Genomic DNA, 20,988 nt, shown 5'->3' on the forward strand with positions numbered 1-20,988 from the left:
CAGCCGTCGGCACCGACAGGCGCGGCGCGCGGCAGCCGCAGGCGAAAGCAGGCGCCCGCGCCGAGGCGGGACTCGAGCTCGACCGGCACGCCCAGCAGCTCGGCCATCCGCCGCACGATGCCCAGGCCCAGGCCATGCCCCGCGGCAGGCGCGGTGCCGGAGCCCGTTGCCTGGAGCTGCACCAGGTCCTCGAACACGAGCCGGTGGTTCTCGGGTGCGATGCCGGGGCCGCTGTCCTGCACGGTCAGCTCGACCCCGGCATCCGATGCATCCAATGGGTCCTGCGTACGGACCCGCACCTCGACCTGCCCGCCCGCGGGCGAGAACTTGATCGCGTTGTCCACGAGGTTGGCCAGCATGCGGCGCAGCAGGTCGGGGTCGGTGCGCACCGCCAGGCCGGGCGGACAGTCGGTGTGCAGCGCGACCCGGCGCGCCGCCGCCGCGGCGCCGAAGCTGGCCATCACGGCGGTCAGCAGCCGGTCGATCTGCACGCGCTGCGGCTGGGCCACCACCACGCCGGCGTCGAGTTTCGAGACGTCGAGCAGCGCGTCGAGCATGGCGCGCAGCTGCTCCAGGCTGCTGTCGACCACCTCGACGATCGCGCGCGCATCGGGCGCCATCGCCACGTGGCGCAGCGCACCCACGTTGAGCGCCATCGCCTGCAGGGGCTGGCGCAGGTCGTGGCTGGCGCCGGCCAGGAAGCGGCTCTTGTCGTTGTTGGCGCGCACCGCCTGGTCGCGCGCGATGGCCAGCTGCGCGCGCTCGAACTCCAGCGAGGTGGCCAGCGCCTGGTTCTCGGCGCGGATGCCGAACGACTCCTCGAAGGTCTGTAGGTTGCGCCGGGCAAAGCGCGTCTGCACGCCGAAGAACATCAGCACCAGCGCGGCCACGCCCCCGCCGAGCCAGCCGCCGGCCACCAGCCACATGGCGGCCGTGGGCACGAAGAGCAGCCCTGCGTAGGCCAGGAAGGCGGGCATCACGGTCGCGCTGGTCGACACGGCGCCCGCGCCCCAGGACACCAGAATCATCGTGAGGACCGCGTCCAGCGTCGGGTCGAGCCGGGCCATGAACAGCGCCGCGGAGCCGTTGCAGGCACCAATCAGCACGTTCCAGCGCACGGTGGCGCGCAGCCGCGCGGCGATGGGACGGGCGCGGTCGGCGGCCATGCGCGCGAGCGCGGCGGCGCGCCACTCGCGGCTGGCGATCACTGCCGCGAACCAGCCAAGCACCCAGGGCGTCGGCACGTCGCGCCAGACGATGGCCGCGACGACGACGGCGGTGAGCAGGATCTGCCAGCGCAATCCCACGGCCTGCTCGGCGACCACCTGCAGGCGCCGCTCGTCCAGTTCGTCCAGCGCGGCCGGCATGCTCACGCAGCCTCGAGCGCCCATGCCGCCTGCGCGTCGAAGACGCGGCACATGGCATCGGTGCGGTTGCGCGCGCCAAGCGCCCGGTAGACCATCGACAGGTGCACCTTCACGGTGCCCTCGGCAATCAGCAGCTGGCGCGCGATCAGCTTGACCGGCATGCCCCGCATCGCCAGCGCCAGCACCTCGCGCTGGCGCGGCGACAGCTCGACGCGCAGGAAGCCGGCGAGGTCCTCGCGCGGCAGCTCGTCGGGGTCGCGCGCGCGGGTCACGTCGTCGGCCAGCACGAACTCGGCCGGCAGGTAGATCTTGTGGCGCAGCACCACGCGCAGGGCCGCCTCCATGTCCTCGAGCCGGTACGACTTGGGAATGAAGCCGGCCGCGCCGGCCTCGATGACCTCGCGCACGCGCTGCGGCGAGCTTTCCGCCGACTGCATGCACACGGGCGTGGCCTCGAAGTGCGCCTTCACGGCCTTGAGCGCCGCCAGCCCGGACAGCTGGGGCAGGTGGTAGTCGAGCAGCAGCAGGTCGATGCCGGTGGGGTCGCGCTGGCAGGCCTGCTCGGCGTCCCGCACGGCGTCGAAATGGAAGGGACGGCCGGGTTCGATCTCGGCGGCCATGCGCTCCAGCAGGAGGCGCGTGCCGTTCCAGACGATCTCGTGGTCATCGACCAGCAGAACCTTCATACAGGCCTCTCGTCTACGGTGACCCTCCCCGTCCTGAATGCAGATTAGCGCAAAGCCCCCCAAGAAGCGAGCGTGCGCACCTACACCAAAGGCCTAGTCGGATGGCCACGCCGGGGACTAGGCGCTGCGCGCAATGGTTGCGGCGGGTGCCGCGCGGAAAACTGGCTGCATCGATCGCCACTTCGCATCCGATGCACCGAGGACCGCCATGAACACCCCCCAATCTCCTGCCGCGCTGCGTGCCGCATGGGAACCCCTTGCGTGCCGCTTGTGCATCCTGGCGCTGCACCATGTGGCGCTCGCCCGCTGGCTCTGCGCCGCGGCCATGCTCGCCGTCTCGCTGCTGGCGGGCTGCGCCGCATTGCCCGGCGAGGTACCCCGTGTCGCGTCGCACGCGCGCACCGACCTCGGGGACAGCCCCCTGGCGCGCATCGCCGCCGCGTCGCTGCCGGCTGCGGACAGTGCGATGCCCGCAATGTCCGATGTGTCCGGCGTGCGCCTGCTGCCGGGCGGCGACCAGGCCTTCGACGCACGCATCGCACTCGCGCAGGCCGCACAACACACCGTCGACGCGCAGTACTACGTGGTGGCCCAGGACAGCGCGGGGCGGCAGTTCCTGCGCGAGCTGCGCGACGCGGCGCAGCGCGGCGTGCGCGTGCGCCTGCTGGTCGACGACCTGTACACGGGCGGAGACGACGAGATGCTGGCCGGGCTGGCCGCGCACGCCAACGTGGAAGTGCGCGTCTTCAACCCGCTGCCGGTGCGCAGCGGTGGCCTGCGCACGCGCGTGCTGCTGTCGCTGCACGAGATCGGCCGCGTGAACCGGCGCATGCACAACAAGCTCTTCATTGCCGACAACAGCTTCGCCATCACCGGCGGACGCAACATCGCCGACGAGTACTTCGGGCGCAGCAAGCCGGTGAACTTCATCGACATGGACGCGCTGGTGGCCGGGCCGGTGGTGCGCGCGCTGTCGGCGAGCTTCGATGCCTTCTGGAACGGACCGCTGTCGTACCCCTTCGAGGCCATCGCGGCCGACAGCGCCCCGGCACCAGCCCCTGCGCGCGAACGCTTCGCCGCGCTGGTGCGCGACCTCGCGCGCTTCATGCCGCCTGCCGACGAACCCGATGCGCTGGGACGCGGCCCGGTCGGCGCGCAGCTGGCACAGGGGCGCGTCGCGCTGGTGCCTGCGCAGGTGCGCGTGGTTGCGGACGCGGCGGTGCCAGGCCGCTTCGCTGATGATGCCGGCGGCAACGTCGAAGAAGCCGCAGCGCCGCAAGGCCGCGAGGGCGCGGTCATGGCCGCGAACCTCGACCTCTTCCGGACCGCGCGCTCGGAGGTGCTCGTCGTCTCGCCCTACTTCGTGCCCATGCCCCGCATGATCGAGGCGCTGCGCCATGCGAGCCGCGAGGGCGCGCGCGTGTCGGTGATGACCAATTCGCTCGCCACCACCGATGAGCCGCTGGTGCACTATGGCTACGCGCGCTACCGCAGCGCCCTCTTGCAGATGGGCGCCATGCTGTATGAGCTGATGCCGGCCAGCGAAGCGCATCCCGCCTGGAGCGACACCGAAAGCAGCCGCGGCTCGCTCGGTCGCCTGCACGCCAAGCTGGCAGTGGTCGACCGGCGCTGGTTCTACGTGGGGTCGATGAACATGGACCGGCGCTCGGCGCACTGCAACACCGAACTGGGCCTGATCGTCGACAGCCCCGCGCTGGCCAGCGAGCTGGCCGACCTGATCCAGCGCGTGCGCATGCCCGCGAGCTTCACCGTGAGCGAGGTACCTCTGAGAGGTGGCCTGCAATGGAGCTTCCTGCGCGACGGACGTCGCTGGGTGCTTCACCGGGAGCCCGAATCGAACTGGGCCCAACGACTGCGCTGGTCCGTGTTGTCGCTGGTGGTGGACGAAGATTTTCTGTAACCCGGCTTACGCAAACTGCCACATGACGCTCTTCGAAAGAGCGGCGCTTTCGTGCAAGAAATAGATCACTGCACGCGTGGCCCAGGACTACCATTCCATCGTTCACGTGCGGTTCGGCACGAGACTGCCGCGGACTGTTTGCTCACTCGTGTCGCAAGGAGAGTCGCGATGGCAAGTCCGATGAACGTCAACAAGCTTCAGACGAAATCCCATGACGAACCGGATGAGGTTCGGGAGCCCGAGAAGACCCGGGTCGAAGTGGTCCGCCTCGAGGGCTACACGCTCGGACGCTTCAAGTTCGAGCCCGGATGGCGCTGGTCGAAGTGCATCAAGCCGGTCGTGGGCACGGACAGTTGCCAGGTGGCTCACGTCGGGTACGCGGTCTCCGGCCGAGTCACCGTGCAAATGGATGACGGCTCGCAGACCGTCATCGAGGAGGGCATGTCGTACACCATTCCGCCGGGTCACGACGCATGGGTCGAAGGCAACGCGCCGTTCGTCGGCCTGGAGATGATGAGCGCAGAGGAATTCGCAAAGCCCCAAAGCTGAGCCGGGGTGAGAGGCCTCGGGAAGAGACTTCTTCGGGATGGTCGAACGGGGCGTGGCACCCGCGACCGTCCGGCTCACGCGCCCGGGTCTGCGGATTGCCCGAGCGGCGAGCCGGGCGCCGGAGGCGTTTCAGCCCTTTCGCATGGTGATCGCATGAAAAGGGCAAGTCACTGCGCAATCGCTGCAGCCCGTGCACCGATCCGCGTCTTGAAGCGTCGACAACTTCTTCCATTGCTCGACTTCGAGACTGAGAAGGTGAAGGTCGCACGCGGCGACGCACCAGCCGCAGCCCGTGCAACGCGCGGCGTCGACAACGGGCAGCCAACCGGGTCGGTGCGGGCGGCGAGGCTGATGTACGTCCATCTGTGATTCCAACGAGCCGTATCGGCCCGGAAGGTAGCATGCTGCTGGCTGCAGTCGGCCAACACCAGACGTACGATAGGACCATGAAAATTGAACCCGTCGCGCTGAAGGTTACGGGCGTTGTTGACCTCGAGATGGCTCGGGAGATGCTGAACGCTCATCTCGTCGACGTCGGCTATGCCGTAGTCGAGGGTGAGTCGCTGCTGGTCAGCCCGGATGACGCGAACCTTCGCGACCAGCGGGACTACGAGTGGTTTGAGACGGTCGTAATTTCATTGCTTCACGAGCGCGGGGAAGCGGCAGCGTGCGGGTCTGTCCATGCTCCGCGATAGCCGCATCCGGCCAAAAACAGACTCGAGACTTCAAACCCTCAATCATCCATCTAGCATGTTTCTGGACACCTTGATTTCTCCGCGTCAAGCGTCGGCGGTGGCTTCGCGTGTGCGAGGACGCTCACTCTCAAGCCGCTTTGCGTTGGTGCTCTGGCTGACGCTTGCCGGCAACCCATGCACGGCCCAAACAGCGACAGCGACTGAACTTGACGCAGCGCGCGAGAGGATTTCCGCTATGCAGAGGGAGCAGAAAGCCCTTCTGGAAAAAGTTCGCGCCGATCTTGCAGCCCTACCAACGCTACCTTCGGAGCGAAAAAACGAGAGCAGGAAGCTGAGTGAGGAAAGAAGAAAACGCGAAGAGATGCAGCGCTTGCTCGAGCAAATCGAAGCTCGCATCGACGTTGAAGGCAGGGCGCCGCGCACGCACTATGCGTCCCCCTCCTGGTTGCGAACGGCCCCTGTCGCTCAGGCGTACCACGATCGGTTGATCAAGAAGATCGAAGAACGCGGAACCATGACCTTTCCAATGCAGGACGGCAAATCCGTCTATGGCAAGGTGACCTTGATATTGAGTCTAGATGCGCAAGGCAACGTTTCCGACATCGAGGTGGCCGAGGCGACATCGCCGTTCCTGGCATCCCATCTACAAAAGTTGATTCGCGACATGGCCCCGTTTGAGCCTTTCCCTTCTGAAATGGCAAGTTCGACGGATCTGTTAGTGACAAGGTTGCCATTCGCCTTCAGAAACAATTAGCCTGAAAGTTCGGTGTCGATACCGAATGGTTGAAATCTCCGTTGCCGAGACGACCCGTCGACCGATTCAGACCTGTTTCAGCCATTTCAACTAGAACGACCGCTTTCGAAAAGGGCTGATGTTCGCTATGGGCCCGTTGCGGCCATTCCCGGCCCCCAGTTCCTCGCGAAGAATCCGTCACCCAACCGGCCATCATCTGCGTCGACCTGCACCACAGCGCCACGAACGCGACCTGTCGACATCTGCGACGAAGCGCTACGCCGCCATTGCTGCATGCGTGCAACGCCCCTGTTGCCGGATCGCCATCGCGGTGTTAGCCTGCGCTCCCCCAAAGATCAACCATCGCGTTGCGGCCAACACCAACCGCATGAGAGCCCCATGAAGCAGTTCCTGACCACGCAAGATGCATCGATGACCCGCGCAGCCGCGGTGATTTCGCTGCGCGCCTTTTTTGCCGAATTGCGTTCCTAGAGCCTTTCCACCTGGAGGCTCGGCCTCCTGAGTTTCACAAGACCCGGTAGGCCTCAAGCCACCGGGTTTTTTGTTTTCTGCCTGCCCACCTGGAGATTTGGACATGAGCCCCGAACGAGAGCTTCTTTCTTCCGCCGCACGCGCTGCCGGCGCAGTGCTGTGCGTCAACTCCGTGGAGTGGTTCGTGTAGAGCCTTCAGGCCCTCGTGCGCCTGGAGGTCCATCCTTCAGGCAAGAAAAAAAGCCTGTCGGGTGGTCCACCCCGGCAGGCTTTTCTTTTGCCCGCATGGCGGGCACCGCGAGTTTGGTGCGCGCGCACCAACAACCCGCCGACCGTTTCGCCTGGCCAGCGAATCGCGTCGGTTTTTCAATCTCAAACTGGAGAGAAACATGATGAACAACAAGGTTCATGTGAATGTCGGAACCATCGGTCACGTCGACCATGGAAAGACGACGCTGACGGCTGCTCTGACCTTCGTGCAGGCCGCGCGCTTTGGCGGCGATGCGCTGTCCTATGGACAGATCGACAACGCGAAGGAAGAGCGCGAGCGCGGCATCACGATCAATACCTCGCATGTCGAGTACGAGTCGGACGGCCGTCACTACGCACACATCGACTGCCCCGGGCATGCCGACTACATCAAGAACATGATCACCGGCGCCTCGCAGATGGACGGCGCGATCCTGCTGGTGGACGGCACCGAAGGCGCCGCGCGGCAGACCATCGAGCACGTGCTGCTGGCGCGTCAGGTGAACGTCGGCCACATGGTGGTGTTCGTGAACAAGATGGACCTCGTTGCCGCGAGTGACCGTGCGGAGATCGAGCAGCTGATCGAAATGGAGATCGGCGCGCTGCTGGCTGCGCACGGTTACCACGAGGCCCGCTTCGTGTTCGGCAGCGCACTGAAGGCCCTGGCCGCCGCCGAACGCGGCGACCTCGAAGGGTCGGACGTGCAATGCATCGTCGAGCTCGTGGATGCGCTGGACGCGTGCATTCCTGATCCGGTGCGCGACTACGACGCGCCGTTCATGATGCCCGTCGAGGGCGTGCACACCATCGCGGGCCGCGGCACCGTGGTCAGCGGCCGTGTGGAGCGCGGCGTGATCCGCGTGGGTGACAGCCTGGAGATCGTCGGGCTCAGCGCGAACGGCGACGAGCAGGTGGTCGTCACCGGCGTGCAGTCCTTTCACAAGGACGTCGCCAAGGCACGGGCCGGCATGAACGTTGGCCTGCTGCTGCGCGGGGTCAAGCGCGACGCTGTCGTGCGAGGCCAGGTGGTCGTGAAGCCCGGTGCACTGAAGCCGTACCGGACGGGGCGTGCACAGATCTTCGTCCTCAGCAAGGACGAAGGTGGCCGCCATACCCCGTTCGGCTCGGGCTACCAGCCGCAGTTCTTCTTCGGCACGACCGACGTGACGGGTGTCATTCGCGTCGACACCGAGACCGGCATGGTCGAGCCGGGCGCACAGGCGCAGATCAGCTTCGAGCTGAACAAGCCCGTGGCCATCGAGAACGGCATGCGGTTCGCCATGCGCGAAGGCGGCAAGACCGTCGGCGCAGGCATCGTGACCGAGGTGCTCGGCTGAAAGGCTGATGCGCCACTTGCCCCTGTGGCCCGATTGCCGGGCGGCAGGGGCTTTTTTTTGAGCCTCAGCCGAGCTGCTCGGCAAGCCCGACGATGATGCCCTCGGGCCCCCGGATATAGGCGAGCCGGTACGACCTCTCGTACTGCATCTGGCCGATGAGTTCCGCGCCATGGGCTTGCATCCGCGCAACGACCGCATCAATGCCATCGACGGCAAACATGATGCGACGAAGACCCAGGGTGTTCACCGGTGCATTCACAGGCCCGAACCGGACCGCCTCCGGCGTGTGGAACTTGTCCAGTTCGATTCCCTGCCCATCGGGCGTTCGCAGCATGGCAAGGGTGGCCCGGACATCTCCCAGCCCGATGAGGCTGCCGATAGCCGGCCCTTCCACCGTGGTCTGGCCCTCAAGCGTCAGGCCCAGCTCGACAAAGAACGCCTTCACCGCTTCCAGATCGTCGACAACGATCAGGATGTTGTCCATTCGCTTGAGTGTCATGTCCTTCGGCTCCTCTTTCAACGATGTTGCAAGGTCTACACTGCGTCTCCGCTTTTGCAGGAGACGACCCCATGCCTCGATTGCTTGTGCGCAGCTTCGGTGTTTCGCTCGACGGCTTCGCGGCCGGCCCGGACCAGAGTCTGGCGCATCCGCTGGGCGTTCGCGGCCCTGAACTCATGGACTGGTTCATGCCCACGCGTGTCTGGCAGCAGATGCTTCAGACGGGCAAGGCCGATGGCGAGACCGGCATCGACAACGAGATGGCCGAGCAAGGCTTCGCCGATATGGGGGCCTGGATCCTCGGGCGCAACATGTTCGGGCCGGTGCGCGGCCCCTGGCCCGACGAGAGCTGGAAAGGCTGGTGGGGCGACGAGCCCCCCTACCACGTGCCGGTCTTCGTGCTGACCCACCATGCCCGCCCACCGCTGACGATGCAAGGCGGCACCACCTTTCACTTCGTCACCGGCGGCATCCACGACGCGCTGGCGCAGGCACGGGCCGCCGCGGGTGGGCGTGACGTGCGGGTGGGCGGTGGCGTGGCCACCGTGCGCGAATACCTGAAGGCCGGCCTGATCGACGAACTGCACCTGGCCTTGCGGCCGGTGCTGTTGGGCCAGGGGGAAGCGCTGTTCGCAGGCCTGGATCTGCCTGCGCTGGGCTACCACTGCGAACGGCAGGTGGCGGGCGAGCGCGCCATGCATGTGTTCTTGCGTCGCTCCGAATGAACCCGCGCCCTACGGCATCCCTCGCGCCAGCAGATGATCGACCAACCGACGCTGCGGAAAGCTCAACGCCTCCTGCCGCGTGCACAGGTACATCCGTCGTGACGCCCACGCATCGGTGAGGTTGATGAAGCGCAGCTTCATCTCCTTGCGGTAGGTCACCGCCGCGCCCTCGGGCAGGATGCCCACGCCCATTCCCGCTTCGATCATCCGGCACACGGCCTCGAAGCTCTTCACGCGCACGCGCAGGCGCAGCACCTTGCGCGCGCTCATCGCGGCGTCTTCCATGGTGCGGGAGATGGCCGAGTCGTCTTCGAGCCCCACGAAGTCGAAGTCGAGCAGTTCTTCGAACGACACCTCGCGCCCGCGCCACGGATGCTTCTGGCGCACGATGGCCACGAGCCGGTCGGTGCGGTAGGGAATGAAGTGCAGCGCCGGGTCGACCGCCTCGCTGGTGATCACGCCTACGTCGGCCTGGCGGTCGCGAATCGCTTGCACGATGTAGACGCTGCGGTGCTCTTCCACGCTCACGCGGATCTCGGGGTAGCGCAGCCGAAAGCTGGCCACGTCGTCGGGCAGGAACTGGCCCATGGCCGACGCGTTGGCGTGCAGCCGCACGCGACCGGTGGCGCCCTGTGCGTAGTCCGACAGGTCGGCGCGCATGCGGTCCACGTCGCGCAGGATCTGGCGCGCATGCATCGCCAGCGACTCGCCCGCGCCCGTGGGCGTCACGCCCTTCGAGGTACGGTTGAGCAGCCCCACGCCGAGCTGGCTCTCGAGGATGGCCAGGCGCCGGCTCGCGGCCGACAGCACCATGTGGCTCTCGGCGGCCGCCTTGGACAGGCTGCCGTGCTCAATGGCGCGCAGGAACAGCGCCAGCGAATCCAGGTCGGGTCTCATCGGGTCCTCGGTCGATCGGGCGGACATTGTCGGGCCTGCGCGGTTGCGGGCGCATGGCCGAAGGCCTTTCGGCGAATCGACGACCACGGCGATGGTTCTTCCGGAATGCGGGTTTCCCCGTCGAAACGAAGAAGCACTTTCGGGCCGGGGTGCGAAAGAATCGTCGCTGTCTCGGCCGCAACCCCGGCGAGACGTTTCGCGGGCCGGCCCTCTACCGGGGCCACGCCCGCATTCCACGAGTCCTACCCGGAGTCTTTTCTCTCATGGCAACCCACGAACTCGCCAGCGTTGCGCTGGACGACAAATACACGGCCACCGAAGGCCGGATCTACCTGAGCGGCATCCAGGCGCTGGTGCGCCTCATGCTCGTGCAGAAATGGCGCGACCAGCAGGCCGGCCTGAACACCGCGGGCTTCGTCTCGGGCTACCGCGGCTCGCCGCTCGGTGGCCTGGACGAAGCGCTGTGGAAAGCCCAGCCGCAGCTCGAAGCCAATGCCGTCAAGTTCCTGCCCGGCGTGAACGAGGAGCTGGCCGCCACCGCCGTGTGGGGCACGCAGCAGGTGCACCTGACCGGCGAGAGCGCGGTCGATGGCGTGTTCGCCATGTGGTACGGCAAGGCGCCCGGCGTGGACCGCTGCGGCGATGTGTTCAAGCACATGAGCCACGCGGGCACCTCGCCCAAGGGCGGCATCCTGCTGGTGGCGGGCGACGACCACGGCGCGTCGTCATCCACCCTGCCCAATCAGAGCGATCACCTGTTCGCCGCCTCGATGATCCCCATGCTCTACCCGCAGAGCGTGGAGGAATACATCGAGCTGGGCCTGCACGGCTTTGCGATGTCGCGCTTTGCCGGCCTGCCGGTCGGCTTCAAGGCGCTGGCCGACACGGTGGAGTCGTCGGGCTCCATTGCCGCCGGCGCGCTCGACGTGCACACGCGCCTGCCGAAAGACTTCGCGTTCCCGTCCGGTGGCGTGCATGCGCGGCTGTCGACCGACACGCTCGGCGTGCAGGCGCGCAAGCAGGAAGCGCTGATGCAGGACTACAAGATCTACGCCGCCATTGCCTATGCGCGCGAGAACCGCCTGAACCGCGTGACCATCGACTCGCCCCAGGCGCGGCTGGGCATCGTGGCCTCGGGCAAGTCGTACCGCGACGTGCTCGAAGCGCTGGAAGAACTGGGCATCGACGCCGACGAGGCCGCGCGCATCGGCATCCGCCTGTTCAAGGTGTCGATGCCCTGGCCGCTGGAGCCCGACTCGATCCGCGAGTTTGCCGACGGGCTCGAGGAAATCCTGGTGGTCGAAGAGAAGCGCCAGATCGTCGAGTACCAGCTCAAGGAGCACCTGTACAACTGGCGCGAGAACGTGCGCCCGCGCGTGATCGGCAAGTTCGACGAGCAAGGCGAATGGGGCGCGCACCCGCGCGGCCAGTGGCTGCTGCCGGCCACGGCCGATTTCTCGGTGGCGCAGATCGCGCGCGTCATCGCCGGGCGCGTGGCGCGCTTTCACACCAGCGACCGCATCCGCATGCGGCTGGCGATCCTGGACGCGAAGGACGTGGTGCTCGGCAAGGCCGTGGCCACGCCCTCGCGCCCGGCCTGGTACTGCGCGGGCTGCCCGCACAACACCTCGACCAAGGTGCCCGAAGGCAGCCTGGCGCTCGCAGGCATCGGCTGCCACGTGATGGCCACCGCCATCTACCCCGAGCACAACCGCACCACCACGCACATGGGCGGCGAAGGCGCGCCGTGGTTGGGGCAGGCCTGGTTCTCCAAGCGCAAGCACGTGTTCGCGAACCTGGGCGACGGCACCTACTACCACTCGGGTTCGCTGGCGATTCGCGCGGCCGTGGCGGCGGGCGTGAACATCACCTACAAGATCCTCTACAACGACGCGGTCGCGATGACGGGCGGCCAGCCGGTCGACGGGCCGATCACCGTGCCGCGCATCGCGCACCAGGTGGCGGCCGAAGGCGTGAAGCGCATCGCGCTGGTGGCCGAAGACCCGACGCGCTGGGCCGAACGCAGCCTGCTGCCGCCCGATCGCGACGGCCTCTTTGCGCTGAGCGTGCACCACCGCGACGACATGGACGCGGTGCAGCGCGAGCTGCGCGGCTTCGAGGGCGTGTCGGTGCTGATCTACGACCAGGTGTGCGCGGCCGAGAAGCGCCGCCGTCGCAAGAAGGGCGAATTTCCACCCGCCGCGCGGCGCGTGTTCATCAACGACGCGGTGTGCGAAGGCTGCGGCGACTGCGGCGAGCAATCGAACTGCACCGCCCTGCTGCCCAAGCCAACCGACCTGGGCCTGAAGCGCAGCGTGGACCAGAGCGCGTGCAACGCCGACGAGTCGTGCATCAAGGGCTTCTGCCCGAGCTTCGTGACGGTCGAAGGCGTGAAGCCGCGCAAGCACGCGCCCGTGGCCGTGAAGGCCGCCGAAGAACCTGCTCTGCCCGCGCCGGTGCCGCTCGCGCTCGAAGGCATGCACAACATCCTGATCACCGGCATCGGCGGCACGGGCGTGATCACCATCGGCGCGCTGATCGGCATGGCGGCGCACCTCGAGGGCAAGGGCGTGAGCGTGCTCGACATGACGGGCATGTCGCAGAAGAACGGCTCGGTCACGTCGCACGTGCGCATCGCGCGCGACGCGGCACAACTGAAGGCGCAGCGCATCCCCACCGGCGAGGCCGACCTGATCCTGGGCTGCGACATGCTCACGGCCGGCGCGCCCGACGCCATCGCGCGCATGCGGCCGGGCCGCACCTACGCGCTGGTCAACACCTTCGAGCAGCCGACGGGGCACTTCGCGCAGCAGCCCGACTGGCAGTTCCCCGCCGCGCAGGTGCGCGCGCTGATCGAGGAATCGGTGGAAGGCCGCGCCGACTTCATCGACGCCACGCAGCTGGCCACGCGCCTCATGGGCGACGCCATCGCGGCCAACCTGTTCCTGCTGGGCTTCGCGTTCCAGAAGGGGTTCGTGCCGCTGTCGGCGCAGGCGCTCGACAAGGCCATCGAGATCAACGGCGTGGCCGTGAAGGCCAACCAGGCCGCGTTCCGCTGGGGCCGCAAGGCGGCGCTCGACCTCGCGGCCGTCACGCGCCAGGCTGCGCCGGCGCAGGTGGTGTCACTGCAGAAGCCCCAGAGCTTCGAAGCGCTGGTGGCGGACCGCACCGCGTTCCTCACGGCCTACCAGAACGCGGTCTACGCACGCAGCTACGCGGACCTCGTCGAACGCGTGCGCGAGGCCGAACAGCGCACGCGCGGCAGCACCGTGCTGGCCAAGGCCGTGGCCTCGGGCCTGTTCAAGCTCATGGCCTACAAGGACGAGTACGAGGTGGCGCGTCTGTATGCCGACCCGCGCTTCATGGAGAAGCTCGGCGAGCAGTTCGAAGGCAAGCCGGTGCTGCGCTTTCACCTGGCACCGCCGGTGCTGGGCCGGCGCGATGCCGAAGGCCGCGCGGTGAAGACCAGCTTCGGCCCGTGGATGCTCGGCGCCTTCCGCGTGCTCGCGAAGCTGCGCGGCCTGCGCGGCACGGCGCTCGATCCGTTCGGCCGCACCGCCGAGCGCCGCATGGAGCGCCAGCTGGTGGCCGACTACCGCGCGATGGTCGAAGACCTGCTCGCGCGCTTCGAGCGCATCGACTTCGACACCGCGCTGTCGCTGGCGCGCCTGCCGGAGCAGATCCGCGGCTTCGGGCACGTGAAGGAAGAAAGCATCGTGTCGGCGCGCGTGCGGTGGGAGATGCTGCGTGGGCAGCTCGACAGCGCGGCGCCTGCGCGGGCGGTTCGGCCGGAACCTGTGGCCGCTTAGTCGATGGGACGGCCGGCGCGGCCCGCTACAGCAGGCCTCTGGCAGAGGCCTTCAGCGTGGCGGCCGCGCGGGTCGAGCAACCGAGCTTGCGGAACACGCGTTCGACGTGCGTGCGCACCGTGCTCGCGCTGATGTTCAACGCACGCGCGACCTGCTTCGTGTTGTCGCCCTGGCTGATGCAGCGCAGGACGTCCAGTTCGCGCTGGGACAGCGACGCGTCGTCCTGCGCAGGCACCACGGGCTTCGCAGGCGTGCCCGAGAGCGCGCAGGCGAGCAGTGCACTGACGACCTCCGCGTCGAAGCGGCCGGCCTCGGCGTCCGCCTGCATGCGATCGCGCGCCTGGGCGTCGGTCAGTTCAGGACGCCACGGGCGGCGGGTGCGGTGCGACACCCACTGCTCGGCCGCCGCGACGACCTGCGCTTCGAGCGGCATCGACGCGCCGGAGCGGCCACGAAAGTAGCCGGAGCCATCACGCCGCTCGAAGGCGAACGAGGCGATCTCTGCTTCTGCCGCGAGGCCGTCGATCTGCCCCGCGGCGCGGGACGTCCAGTACGGCACGAGCCGCAGGCGCTCCATCGACGCGGCCGGCAGCGGCTCGGGCGCATTCCAGATGGCATTGGGCACCGCGGCCCGCCCGATGCCGTGGATCAGGCCGGCCCGGTGGATGCGATGGCACATCGCTTTGCTCATGCCCAGCTGGGCGCCACAGTCGCGCGCCAGCCGGGCCACGCGCCGCGAGTAGCCCGTCATCCACGGCAGCTTGAGGTCGCTCACGTCGCCGACGAGCTCCAGCCCGACGCGCCGGCGCATCGACACCGGCGGATCGGCGGCATCGGCCCACGGCGCGGGCGACGCATCCAGCCGCGTCATCCACGCCGCAGCGTGCGGTGCGCAGGCGTCGACCAGGAAGCCGGGGTAGAGGCTGTCGGCGCGCCCCCGCGCGAGCGTGAGGGCTTCGTCGAGCCCGTAGAGGCGGCTGAAGATCTCGAGATCGCTCGCCAGGGCCACGACGTAGGTGGCCAGCGGCACGCCCTCGCCCTGCAGCAGGCCGGGGACGCCGCTGCCGTCGAAGGCCTCGAAGACGGCGCGCAGCGCGGCTTCGGCCTCGGGCCCCAGGCCGAGCATGTTCGCGATGTCGCCGGCAATCTCGCAGTGGATCTGGGCCATCGCCACGACGGCCCCGGGAATGGACGCCTGGTGGGGCTGGCGCAGGCGCGGTTGCGCGGAGGCCAGAAGGGCTCGCCGCCCCAGCACGTCGTCTTCCAGGAAGTCCGCGAACTCCTGAGCGTTCGCCGTGCAGCCCGACCAGCGCAGCAGCGCCACGTGCTGCGCGACCTCGACCTGCGCCGCGTGGCAGCCGGCCTGTGTCGCGATCATGCCGGCCAGCCAGGCGGTGCGCAGCGAATGGTCGATGGGCTGGCCCATGCTCAGGTCGCCGATGAAGGCGAGCGCGCGGGCCGCGTCGAAAGCGGTGAGGGTGGTGTCGTCGGGCATGGGATCGCGGGGGCGAGCGCACAGCATCGCACAGCCGCCGGTTCGGCGCGTGTCGGTCATTCGACCGATACCGGGGTCCGGGGGAACGCAGAAGAATCGTTGCACCCGCCTCGTGCGAGGCGCGCCCCTCCTCCTACCCACACCCCTTCATGTCCGACATCATCCAACCCCCTCTGCAGCCGGCCGCCTGGCTGCGCAAGCTCTACTTCACCCGTGCGGCCTTTTCCTTCGTGTGGGTCGCGCTGGCCTTCAGCGTCGCCAGGCAGTCGCCGGTGCTGACGACGATCCTGCTGGTCGTCTATCCGGCGTGGGACGCGCTGGCGAACCTGGTGGACGCCCGGATGACGGGCGGCCCCCGGGCCAACCCCAGCCAGATGCTGAACACGTGGATCAGCGCGATGGTCACCGCGGCCGTTGTGGCCTCGCTGGTGCTCGGGCTCCAGATCGGCCTGGCCATCTTCGGCGTCTGGGCCATCGTGTCGGGCCTGCTGCAGCTGGCGACGGCCGTTCGCCGCCGAAAGCGCCATCGGGGGCAGTGGGTGATGATGCTGAGCGGCGCGCAGTCCGCGCTGGCCGGCGGCCTCTTCATCGCACGGCAAGGCACCGATGCCCCGGTCCTGCAGACACTCGCAGGCTATGCGACGGTGGGCGCCGTGTACTTCCTGATCTCCGGTCTCGTGATCCTGCTTCGCAAGCCGCAGGAGCGGCCCGTGAACCCGCTCACCGCCACGCCTACAGCATCTTCCACTTCTGGCGGTCGATGACGCGGCGGCGCGTGTCCATGTTCAGCTGCGACAGCTCGATCTTCACCTGGTCCTTCGTGATGTCGACCAGCCCCCAGTTGCGCTGCAGCGCACCGACGGTGACGGCCGTGCGCAGCGCGGCGCCGGAGGACGTGGCCTCGAACAGGCTCCAGGGGCCCGCCGGCCACGGCACGGCGAAGCGGTTCTCGTGCACGTCGCCGCTGAGGATGAGGATGCGGCGCTTTTCTGCGAGCTTGAGGATCGCGGCGTGCTCGGCCGCGCAGTCCATCCAGGTCTCGCCGTGGCGGGCTTCGAAGGTGAGGCCGCTGGCGATCAGGTGCACGGTCTTCTCGTCCGAGTCTTCGATGGCCTTCTTCAGTTTCTTCATCTGCGCGCTGCCGAGCACCGCCGTCGCGCCGCCCTTGGTCTTGTAGCTGCGGCCGTCGGTGAGGTGCAGCATCACCGGGCCATCCGAGTCGCCGACATTGCTCAGCATGAGGGGCCGGTAGCCGGGTTCGGGAACACCCGAGGCCCAGGGATCGCCGGCCTTGGGAAAGGTCTTCGGATCGTGTGAATCCAGCGCCTTGCGATATTCCTGGAACGCCGCGCGGGTCGGGTCCAGCAGGTGCCGGTAGGACGGCTGTCCCTCGATCTGCGCACCGCAGGCGCCGTTCCACAGGAAGTCGTGGTCGTCCCAGATCGGATGGATCTGCAGGTCGGTCTTGCGCACGAGCTTGGCGAACTCCTTCTGGTTCAGCTGGTCGCGCAGTCGGCCGAAGGCGTGGATCGCGAAGTCGTTCGCGCCCATGGCCTTGATGGCGCCCATGCTGGAGCCGTCCGCGTCGTAGTAGGCCGAGTCGCCCAGCAGCACCAGGTGCGTGGCGCCGGACGCGCCCACCTGTGTCCAGACAGGTTGTTCCTTGAAGGTCTGGGCACTGAAGCAGGAAGTAAAGGCGATCTTCATCGGGAGGCTCCTCGTTGTGGGTGCGCGGATGCTAGGAGCCGCCCCGAAACGTCGCCTCCCCCATCCATGGGAGGCGCATGCGTCTCGGGAGACAAACGAATTACGCGATTGACCGACTGCGCTGACGCCCGAAATTCGCTAGGCTGTGGTGGCGCGCGATGCCATCGAGCGCGGAGACAACGCGATGAGCCAAGGCACATCTCTTCGTCTGCATGTACCGGAGCCCACCGGGCGGCCGGGGCACGAGACCGATTTCTCCTACCTGCACCTGTCGCGTGCCGGCGAGGTGCGAAAACCCCCGGTCGACGCATCGCCGGCCGACACCAGCGACCTGGCCTACACGCTGGTGCGCGTGCTCGACGACGACGGCCGCGCCGTCGGCCCGTGGGCGCCGCCGGCCGACCCCGAGCTGCTGCGCCGCGGCCTGCGCGCGATGATGAAGACGCGCGCCTTCGACGCCCGCATGCTGATCGCGCAGCGGCAGAAGAAGATCTCCTTCTACATGCAGTGCCTGGGCGAAGAGGCCATCGCCACCGGCCACGCGCTGGTGCTGCAGCAGGGCGACATGTGCTTTCCGACCTACCGCCAGCAGGGCCTGCTGCTGGCGCGCGACGACGTGACGCTGCTGGAGCTGACCTGCGAGCTGATGTCCAACGAGCGCGACCCGCTCAAGGGGCGGCAGCTGCCGGTGTGCTATTCGATGAAGCGGGCCGGCTTCTTCTCGATCTCGGGCAACCTGGCCACGCAGTTCATCCAGGCGGTGGGCTGGGGCATGGCCTCGGCGATCAAGGGCGACACGCGCATCGCCTCGGGCTGGATCGGCGACGGCGCCACCGCCGAGTCCGACTTCCACACGGCGCTGACCTTCGCGCACGTCTACCGCGCGCCGGTGATCCTCAACGTGGTCAACAACCAGTGGGCGATCTCGACCTTCCAGGCCATCGCCGGCGGCGAGGCCACCACCTTCGCGGCGCGCGGCGTGGGCTGCGGCATCGCGTCGCTGCGCGTCGACGGCAACGACTTCCTCGCGGTGCTGGCGGCCTCGCGCTGGGCGGCCGAGCGCGCCCGCAGCAACCTGGGGCCGACGCTGATCGAGTGGGTCACCTACCGCGCCGGCGCGCATTCGACCTCGGACGACCCGTCGCGCTACCGCCCGGCCGACGACTGGGCGCATTTCCCGCTGGGCGATCCCATCGCGCGCCTGGCACAGCACCTGACTGCGATCGGCGCCTGGTCGCAGCAGGAGCACGCGCAGACGCAGGCCGACATGCAGGCGCAGGTGAACACCGCGGTGAAGGAGGCCGAGCGCTTCGGCTCCATGGCCGACGGCCACGTCGCGGGCGACGCCGCCCTGTTCGAGGACGTCTACAAGGACATGCCCGAGCACCTGAAGCGCCAGCGCGAACAGCTGGCGTCCGAGGGGTGACGGCCATGGCCTCGATGACCATGATCCAGGCCCTGCGCTCCGCCATGGACGTGATGCTGGAGCGCGACGACAACGTGATCGTCTACGGCCAGGACGTGGGCTACTTCGGCGGCGTGTTCCGCTGCACCGAAGGCCTGCAGGCCAAGTACGGCCGCTCGCGCGTGTTCGATGCGCCGATCAACGAGGGCGGCATCGTCGGCTCGGCCATCGGCATGGGCGCCTACGGCCTGCGTCCGGTGGTGGAGGTGCAGTTCGCCGACTACGTCTATCCGGCCTACGACCAGATCGTGTCGGAGGCGGCGCGCCTGCGCTACCGCTCGGCGGGCGATTTCACCGCGCCGATCACCATCCGCATGCCCTGCGGCGGCGGCATCTACGGCGGCCAGACGCACAGCCAGAGCCCGGAAGCGCTGTTCACGCACGTCTGCGGGCTGCGCACGGTGATGCCCTCCAATCCGCGCGATGCCAAGGGCCTGCTGATCGCCTCGATCGAGAACGACGACCCGGTCATCTTCCTGGAGCCCAAGCGGCTGTACAACGGCCCCTTCGACGGCCACCACGACCGGCCGCTGGTGCCCTGGTCGGCGCATCCGCTGGGCGAGGTGCCCGAGGGCTACTACACAGTGCCGCTGGAGTCGGCCACGGTGTTCCGCCCCGGCGCCGACCTGACGGTGATCAGCTACGGCACCATGGTCTTCGTCTGCGAAGCGGCCGCACGCGAGACCGGCATCGACGCCGAGATCATCGACCTGCGCAGCCTGTGGCCGCTGGACCTGCAGACGCTGGTCGCCTCGGTGAAGAAGACCGGCCGCTGCGTGATCGTGCACGAGGCCACGCGCACCAGCGGCTTCGGCGCCGAGCTGACGGCGCTGGTGCAGGAGCATTGCTTCCACCACCTGGAAGCACCGATCGGGCGCGTGGCCGGCTGGGACACGCCCTACCCGCATGCGCAGGAGTGGGCCTACTTCCCGGGCCCCGCGCGCGTCGGCGCGGCCTTGCGCCGCGCCATGGAGAACTGAATGGGCACGCTCACGATCAAGGTGCCGGACCTGGGCGAAGGCATTGCCGAGGTGGAGCTGGTGGCGTGGCGCGTGCAGCCGGGCGACACGGTGACCGAAGACCAGGTGCTGGCCGACGTGATGACCGACAAGGCCACCGTCGAGATTCCCTCGCCGGTCGCGGGCCGGGTGGTCGCGCTCGGCGGCGAGGTGGGGCAGCAGATCGCGGTGGGCGCGGAGCTGATCCGGATCGACGTGGCGGGCGGCGGCGAGGCGCAGGAGCCGGTGCCGGCCGTGTCGGCGGTATCGGCGGCGGCGCCTGCAGCGGTGCCGGCACCAGACGAACGCGCACGCCCCTCGGGCGGCAAGCCGCTCGCCTCACCCGCGGTGCGCCACCGGGCGACGGTCCTCGGGATCGATCTGCGGCAGGTGCCGGGCAGCAGCGCGGACGGCCGCGTCCTGCACGAAGACCTCGACGCCTGGCTGCTGCGCCGGCCCGGTCCGCCGGCGCCGGATGCCGCGCGCTACACCGAGCGCCACGACGAGGAGGCCGTGCCCGTGACCGGCGTGCGCCGCCGCATCGCGCAGCGCATGCAGGACGCGATGCGCCGCATCCCGCACTTCACCTACGTCGAGGAGGTCGACGTGACCGAGCTGGAGCTGCTGCGCGCCCGCATCAACGAACGCTGGGGCGGCGAGCGTGCGCACCTGACGCTGCTGCCGCTGCTGGTGCGCGCGGTGGTGCTGGCGGTGCCGCGCTTCCCGCAGATCAACGCCCGCTTCGACGACGAGGCGGGCGTGCTCACGCGCCACGGCGCGGTGCACGTCGGCATCGCCACCCAGACGGCGGCCGGCCTCATGGTGCCGGTGCTGCGGCATGCGGAGGCACGCGACCTCTGGTCGAGCGCGACCGAGATCGCCCGCCTGGCCGACGCCGCGCGCGCGGGCCGGGCCACGCGCGACGAGCTGAGCGGCTCGACCCTCACCGTCACCAGCCTGGGCGCGCTGGGCGGCATCGCGTCCACGCCGATCATCAACGCGCCCGAGGTGGCGATCGTCGGCGTCAACCGCATCGTGCAGCGCCCGGTGATGCTGGGCGGCGCAGTGGTCGCGCGCCGCATGATGAACCTGTCCTCCTCCTTCGACCACCGCGTGGTCGACGGCCAGCTGGCGGCCGAATTCGTGCAGGCCGTGCGGGCTTCTCTCGAATGCCCGGCGCTGCTTTTCATCGAGTAGCCGCCCCGCACAAGCCTCACCGCCCCGGCGCGCGGCGGGGGTACCCCGTCGACCGGAACGCCCCGGGAATACCCTCTGAACCCCCTGCAATCTTCTTGCCTACATTTCTTGTATGCAAGAAAAAGCGATCCTTGCATGCAAAACCTCGACACGACAACGACAGGAGA

18 protein-coding genes are annotated in these 20,988 nt (G+C 68.4%); 11 read left to right on the top strand and 7 right to left on the bottom strand.

Features of this window, described 5'->3' with window-relative positions:
• Together VBO01S_RS06220 and VBO01S_RS06225 are read right to left on the bottom strand one after the other, a co-directional pair.
• Positions 1–1,367: sensor histidine kinase (locus VBO01S_RS06220; protein ID WP_062472051.1), on the bottom strand; the 1,367-nt coding region annotated here is incomplete at its 3' end.
• A 2-nt stretch (positions 1,368–1,369) separates the two neighbouring features.
• Complete coding sequence (locus tag VBO01S_RS06225) at positions 1,370–2,053, bottom strand: response regulator (protein ID WP_062472054.1); 684 nt, start codon at positions 2,051–2,053, stop codon at positions 1,370–1,372.
• Positions 2,054–2,261: 208 nt separating this feature from the next.
• Here VBO01S_RS06225 and VBO01S_RS06230 point away from each other — a divergent pair, with 208 nt between their 5' ends.
• Both VBO01S_RS06230 and VBO01S_RS06235 read left to right on the top strand, forming a co-directional pair.
• Complete coding sequence (locus tag VBO01S_RS06230; RefSeq protein ID WP_169805027.1) at positions 2,262–3,974, top strand: phospholipase D-like domain-containing protein; 1,713 nt, start codon at positions 2,262–2,264, stop codon at positions 3,972–3,974.
• A gap of 168 nt (positions 3,975–4,142) precedes the next feature.
• Complete coding sequence (locus VBO01S_RS06235; protein ID WP_062472060.1) at positions 4,143–4,523, top strand: cupin domain-containing protein; 381 nt, start codon at positions 4,143–4,145, stop codon at positions 4,521–4,523.
• 129 nt (positions 4,524–4,652) lie between these two features.
• Here VBO01S_RS06235 and VBO01S_RS31665 read toward each other — a convergent pair whose 3' ends face one another.
• Positions 4,653–4,886 (bottom strand): ATP-binding protein, encoded by a 234-nt coding sequence (locus tag VBO01S_RS31665; protein ID WP_082818010.1) that lies wholly within the window; start codon positions 4,884–4,886, stop codon positions 4,653–4,655.
• Positions 4,887–4,969: 83 nt separating this feature from the next.
• Here VBO01S_RS31665 and VBO01S_RS06240 point away from each other — a divergent pair, with 83 nt between their 5' ends.
• From VBO01S_RS06240 to tuf, 3 genes are all read left to right on the top strand, one after another.
• The gene (locus VBO01S_RS06240; protein WP_157627295.1) at positions 4,970–5,218 is read left to right on the top strand and encodes a hypothetical protein; all 249 of its coding nucleotides are present in this window, start codon (positions 4,970–4,972) and stop codon (positions 5,216–5,218) included.
• A gap of 55 nt (positions 5,219–5,273) precedes the next feature.
• Entirely contained in the window at positions 5,274–5,972 is a 699-nt protein-coding gene (locus VBO01S_RS32275; RefSeq protein ID WP_157627296.1) for an energy transducer TonB, read from the top strand.
• Between the two features lie 860 nt (positions 5,973–6,832).
• Positions 6,833–8,029: an elongation factor Tu gene (tuf, locus tag VBO01S_RS06250; protein WP_062472067.1), complete on the top strand. Its 1,197-nt coding sequence runs from the start codon at positions 6,833–6,835 to the stop codon at positions 8,027–8,029.
• A 64-nt stretch (positions 8,030–8,093) separates the two neighbouring features.
• Here the strand turns inward: tuf and VBO01S_RS06255 are convergent, their stop codons facing one another.
• Entirely contained in the window at positions 8,094–8,528 is a 435-nt protein-coding gene (locus VBO01S_RS06255; RefSeq protein ID WP_062472070.1) for a VOC family protein, read from the bottom strand.
• A gap of 71 nt (positions 8,529–8,599) precedes the next feature.
• Here VBO01S_RS06255 and VBO01S_RS06260 point away from each other — a divergent pair, with 71 nt between their 5' ends.
• On the top strand, positions 8,600–9,253 hold the full coding sequence (locus tag VBO01S_RS06260) for a dihydrofolate reductase family protein (RefSeq protein WP_062472073.1): 654 nt from the start codon (positions 8,600–8,602) through the stop codon (positions 9,251–9,253).
• 9 nt (positions 9,254–9,262) lie between these two features.
• Here VBO01S_RS06260 and VBO01S_RS06265 read toward each other — a convergent pair whose 3' ends face one another.
• Complete coding sequence (locus VBO01S_RS06265; RefSeq protein WP_062472076.1) at positions 9,263–10,150, bottom strand: LysR family transcriptional regulator; 888 nt, start codon at positions 10,148–10,150, stop codon at positions 9,263–9,265.
• A 263-nt stretch (positions 10,151–10,413) separates the two neighbouring features.
• Here VBO01S_RS06265 and VBO01S_RS06270 point away from each other — a divergent pair, with 263 nt between their 5' ends.
• Positions 10,414–13,959, top strand: a complete 3,546-nt coding sequence (locus tag VBO01S_RS06270) for an indolepyruvate ferredoxin oxidoreductase family protein (protein ID WP_062472079.1) — start codon at positions 10,414–10,416, stop codon at positions 13,957–13,959.
• 25 nt (positions 13,960–13,984) lie between these two features.
• Here the strand turns inward: VBO01S_RS06270 and VBO01S_RS06275 are convergent, their stop codons facing one another.
• A complete protein-coding gene (locus VBO01S_RS06275; RefSeq protein ID WP_062472228.1) occupies positions 13,985–15,454 on the bottom strand; it encodes an HD domain-containing phosphohydrolase in 1,470 nt (489 codons plus the stop codon).
• 149 nt (positions 15,455–15,603) lie between these two features.
• Here VBO01S_RS06275 and VBO01S_RS06280 point away from each other — a divergent pair, with 149 nt between their 5' ends.
• Complete coding sequence (locus VBO01S_RS06280) at positions 15,604–16,218, top strand: DUF308 domain-containing protein (protein ID WP_062472082.1); 615 nt, start codon at positions 15,604–15,606, stop codon at positions 16,216–16,218.
• On the opposite strand, the gene VBO01S_RS06285 is transcribed toward VBO01S_RS06280, so the two are convergent.
• Positions 16,187–17,161 carry a metallophosphoesterase family protein gene (locus VBO01S_RS06285; protein WP_062472085.1) on the bottom strand — a complete coding sequence of 325 codons (975 nt, stop codon included), beginning with the start codon at positions 17,159–17,161 and terminating at the stop codon, positions 16,187–16,189. The two genes, VBO01S_RS06280 and VBO01S_RS06285, sit on opposite strands and share 32 nt — an antisense overlap.
• A gap of 184 nt (positions 17,162–17,345) precedes the next feature.
• Between VBO01S_RS06285 and VBO01S_RS06290 the strand changes: the two genes are divergently transcribed.
• Genes VBO01S_RS06290 through VBO01S_RS06300 form a run of 3 tightly spaced genes read left to right on the top strand, consistent with a single transcriptional unit; the run spans position 17,346 to position 20,821 of the window.
• Complete coding sequence (locus VBO01S_RS06290) at positions 17,346–18,587, top strand: 3-methyl-2-oxobutanoate dehydrogenase (2-methylpropanoyl-transferring) subunit alpha (protein WP_062472232.1); 1,242 nt, start codon at positions 17,346–17,348, stop codon at positions 18,585–18,587.
• A 5-nt stretch (positions 18,588–18,592) separates the two neighbouring features.
• Complete coding sequence (locus VBO01S_RS06295; protein ID WP_062472230.1) at positions 18,593–19,606, top strand: alpha-ketoacid dehydrogenase subunit beta; 1,014 nt, start codon at positions 18,593–18,595, stop codon at positions 19,604–19,606.
• Entirely contained in the window at positions 19,607–20,821 is a 1,215-nt protein-coding gene (locus VBO01S_RS06300) for a dihydrolipoamide acetyltransferase family protein (RefSeq protein WP_062472089.1), read from the top strand. It abuts the gene before it with no gap.
• Positions 20,822–20,988: the final 167 nt, after the last annotated feature.

Origin of the sequence: Variovorax boronicumulans NBRC 103145 (genome assembly GCF_001591345.1) — a bacterium.
In the GTDB taxonomy this organism is placed as follows: domain Bacteria; phylum Pseudomonadota; class Gammaproteobacteria; order Burkholderiales; family Burkholderiaceae_C; genus Variovorax; species Variovorax boronicumulans.

Excerpts from the sequence above, each read along its gene's own strand:
- VBO01S_RS06225 (WP_062472054.1), bottom strand. The coding sequence starts at position 2,053 with ATGAAGGTTCTGCTGGTCGATGACCACGAGATCGTCTGGAACGGCACG.
- VBO01S_RS06230 (WP_169805027.1), top strand. The coding sequence starts at position 2,262 with ATGAACACCCCCCAATCTCCTGCCGCGCTGCGTGCCGCATGGGAACCC.
- VBO01S_RS06235 (WP_062472060.1), top strand. The coding sequence starts at position 4,143 with ATGGCAAGTCCGATGAACGTCAACAAGCTTCAGACGAAATCCCATGAC.
- VBO01S_RS31665 (WP_082818010.1), bottom strand. The coding sequence starts at position 4,886 with ATGGACGTACATCAGCCTCGCCGCCCGCACCGACCCGGTTGGCTGCCC.
- VBO01S_RS06240 (WP_157627295.1), top strand. The coding sequence starts at position 4,970 with ATGAAAATTGAACCCGTCGCGCTGAAGGTTACGGGCGTTGTTGACCTC.
- VBO01S_RS32275 (WP_157627296.1), top strand. The coding sequence starts at position 5,274 with ATGTTTCTGGACACCTTGATTTCTCCGCGTCAAGCGTCGGCGGTGGCT.
- tuf (WP_062472067.1), top strand. The coding sequence starts at position 6,833 with ATGATGAACAACAAGGTTCATGTGAATGTCGGAACCATCGGTCACGTC.
- VBO01S_RS06255 (WP_062472070.1), bottom strand. The coding sequence starts at position 8,528 with ATGACACTCAAGCGAATGGACAACATCCTGATCGTTGTCGACGATCTG.
- VBO01S_RS06260 (WP_062472073.1), top strand. The coding sequence starts at position 8,600 with ATGCCTCGATTGCTTGTGCGCAGCTTCGGTGTTTCGCTCGACGGCTTC.
- VBO01S_RS06265 (WP_062472076.1), bottom strand. The coding sequence starts at position 10,150 with ATGAGACCCGACCTGGATTCGCTGGCGCTGTTCCTGCGCGCCATTGAG.
- VBO01S_RS06270 (WP_062472079.1), top strand. The coding sequence starts at position 10,414 with ATGGCAACCCACGAACTCGCCAGCGTTGCGCTGGACGACAAATACACG.
- VBO01S_RS06275 (WP_062472228.1), bottom strand. The coding sequence starts at position 15,454 with ATGCCCGACGACACCACCCTCACCGCTTTCGACGCGGCCCGCGCGCTC.
- VBO01S_RS06280 (WP_062472082.1), top strand. The coding sequence starts at position 15,604 with ATGTCCGACATCATCCAACCCCCTCTGCAGCCGGCCGCCTGGCTGCGC.
- VBO01S_RS06285 (WP_062472085.1), bottom strand. The coding sequence starts at position 17,161 with ATGAAGATCGCCTTTACTTCCTGCTTCAGTGCCCAGACCTTCAAGGAA.
- VBO01S_RS06290 (WP_062472232.1), top strand. The coding sequence starts at position 17,346 with ATGAGCCAAGGCACATCTCTTCGTCTGCATGTACCGGAGCCCACCGGG.
- VBO01S_RS06295 (WP_062472230.1), top strand. The coding sequence starts at position 18,593 with ATGGCCTCGATGACCATGATCCAGGCCCTGCGCTCCGCCATGGACGTG.
- VBO01S_RS06300 (WP_062472089.1), top strand. The coding sequence starts at position 19,607 with ATGGGCACGCTCACGATCAAGGTGCCGGACCTGGGCGAAGGCATTGCC.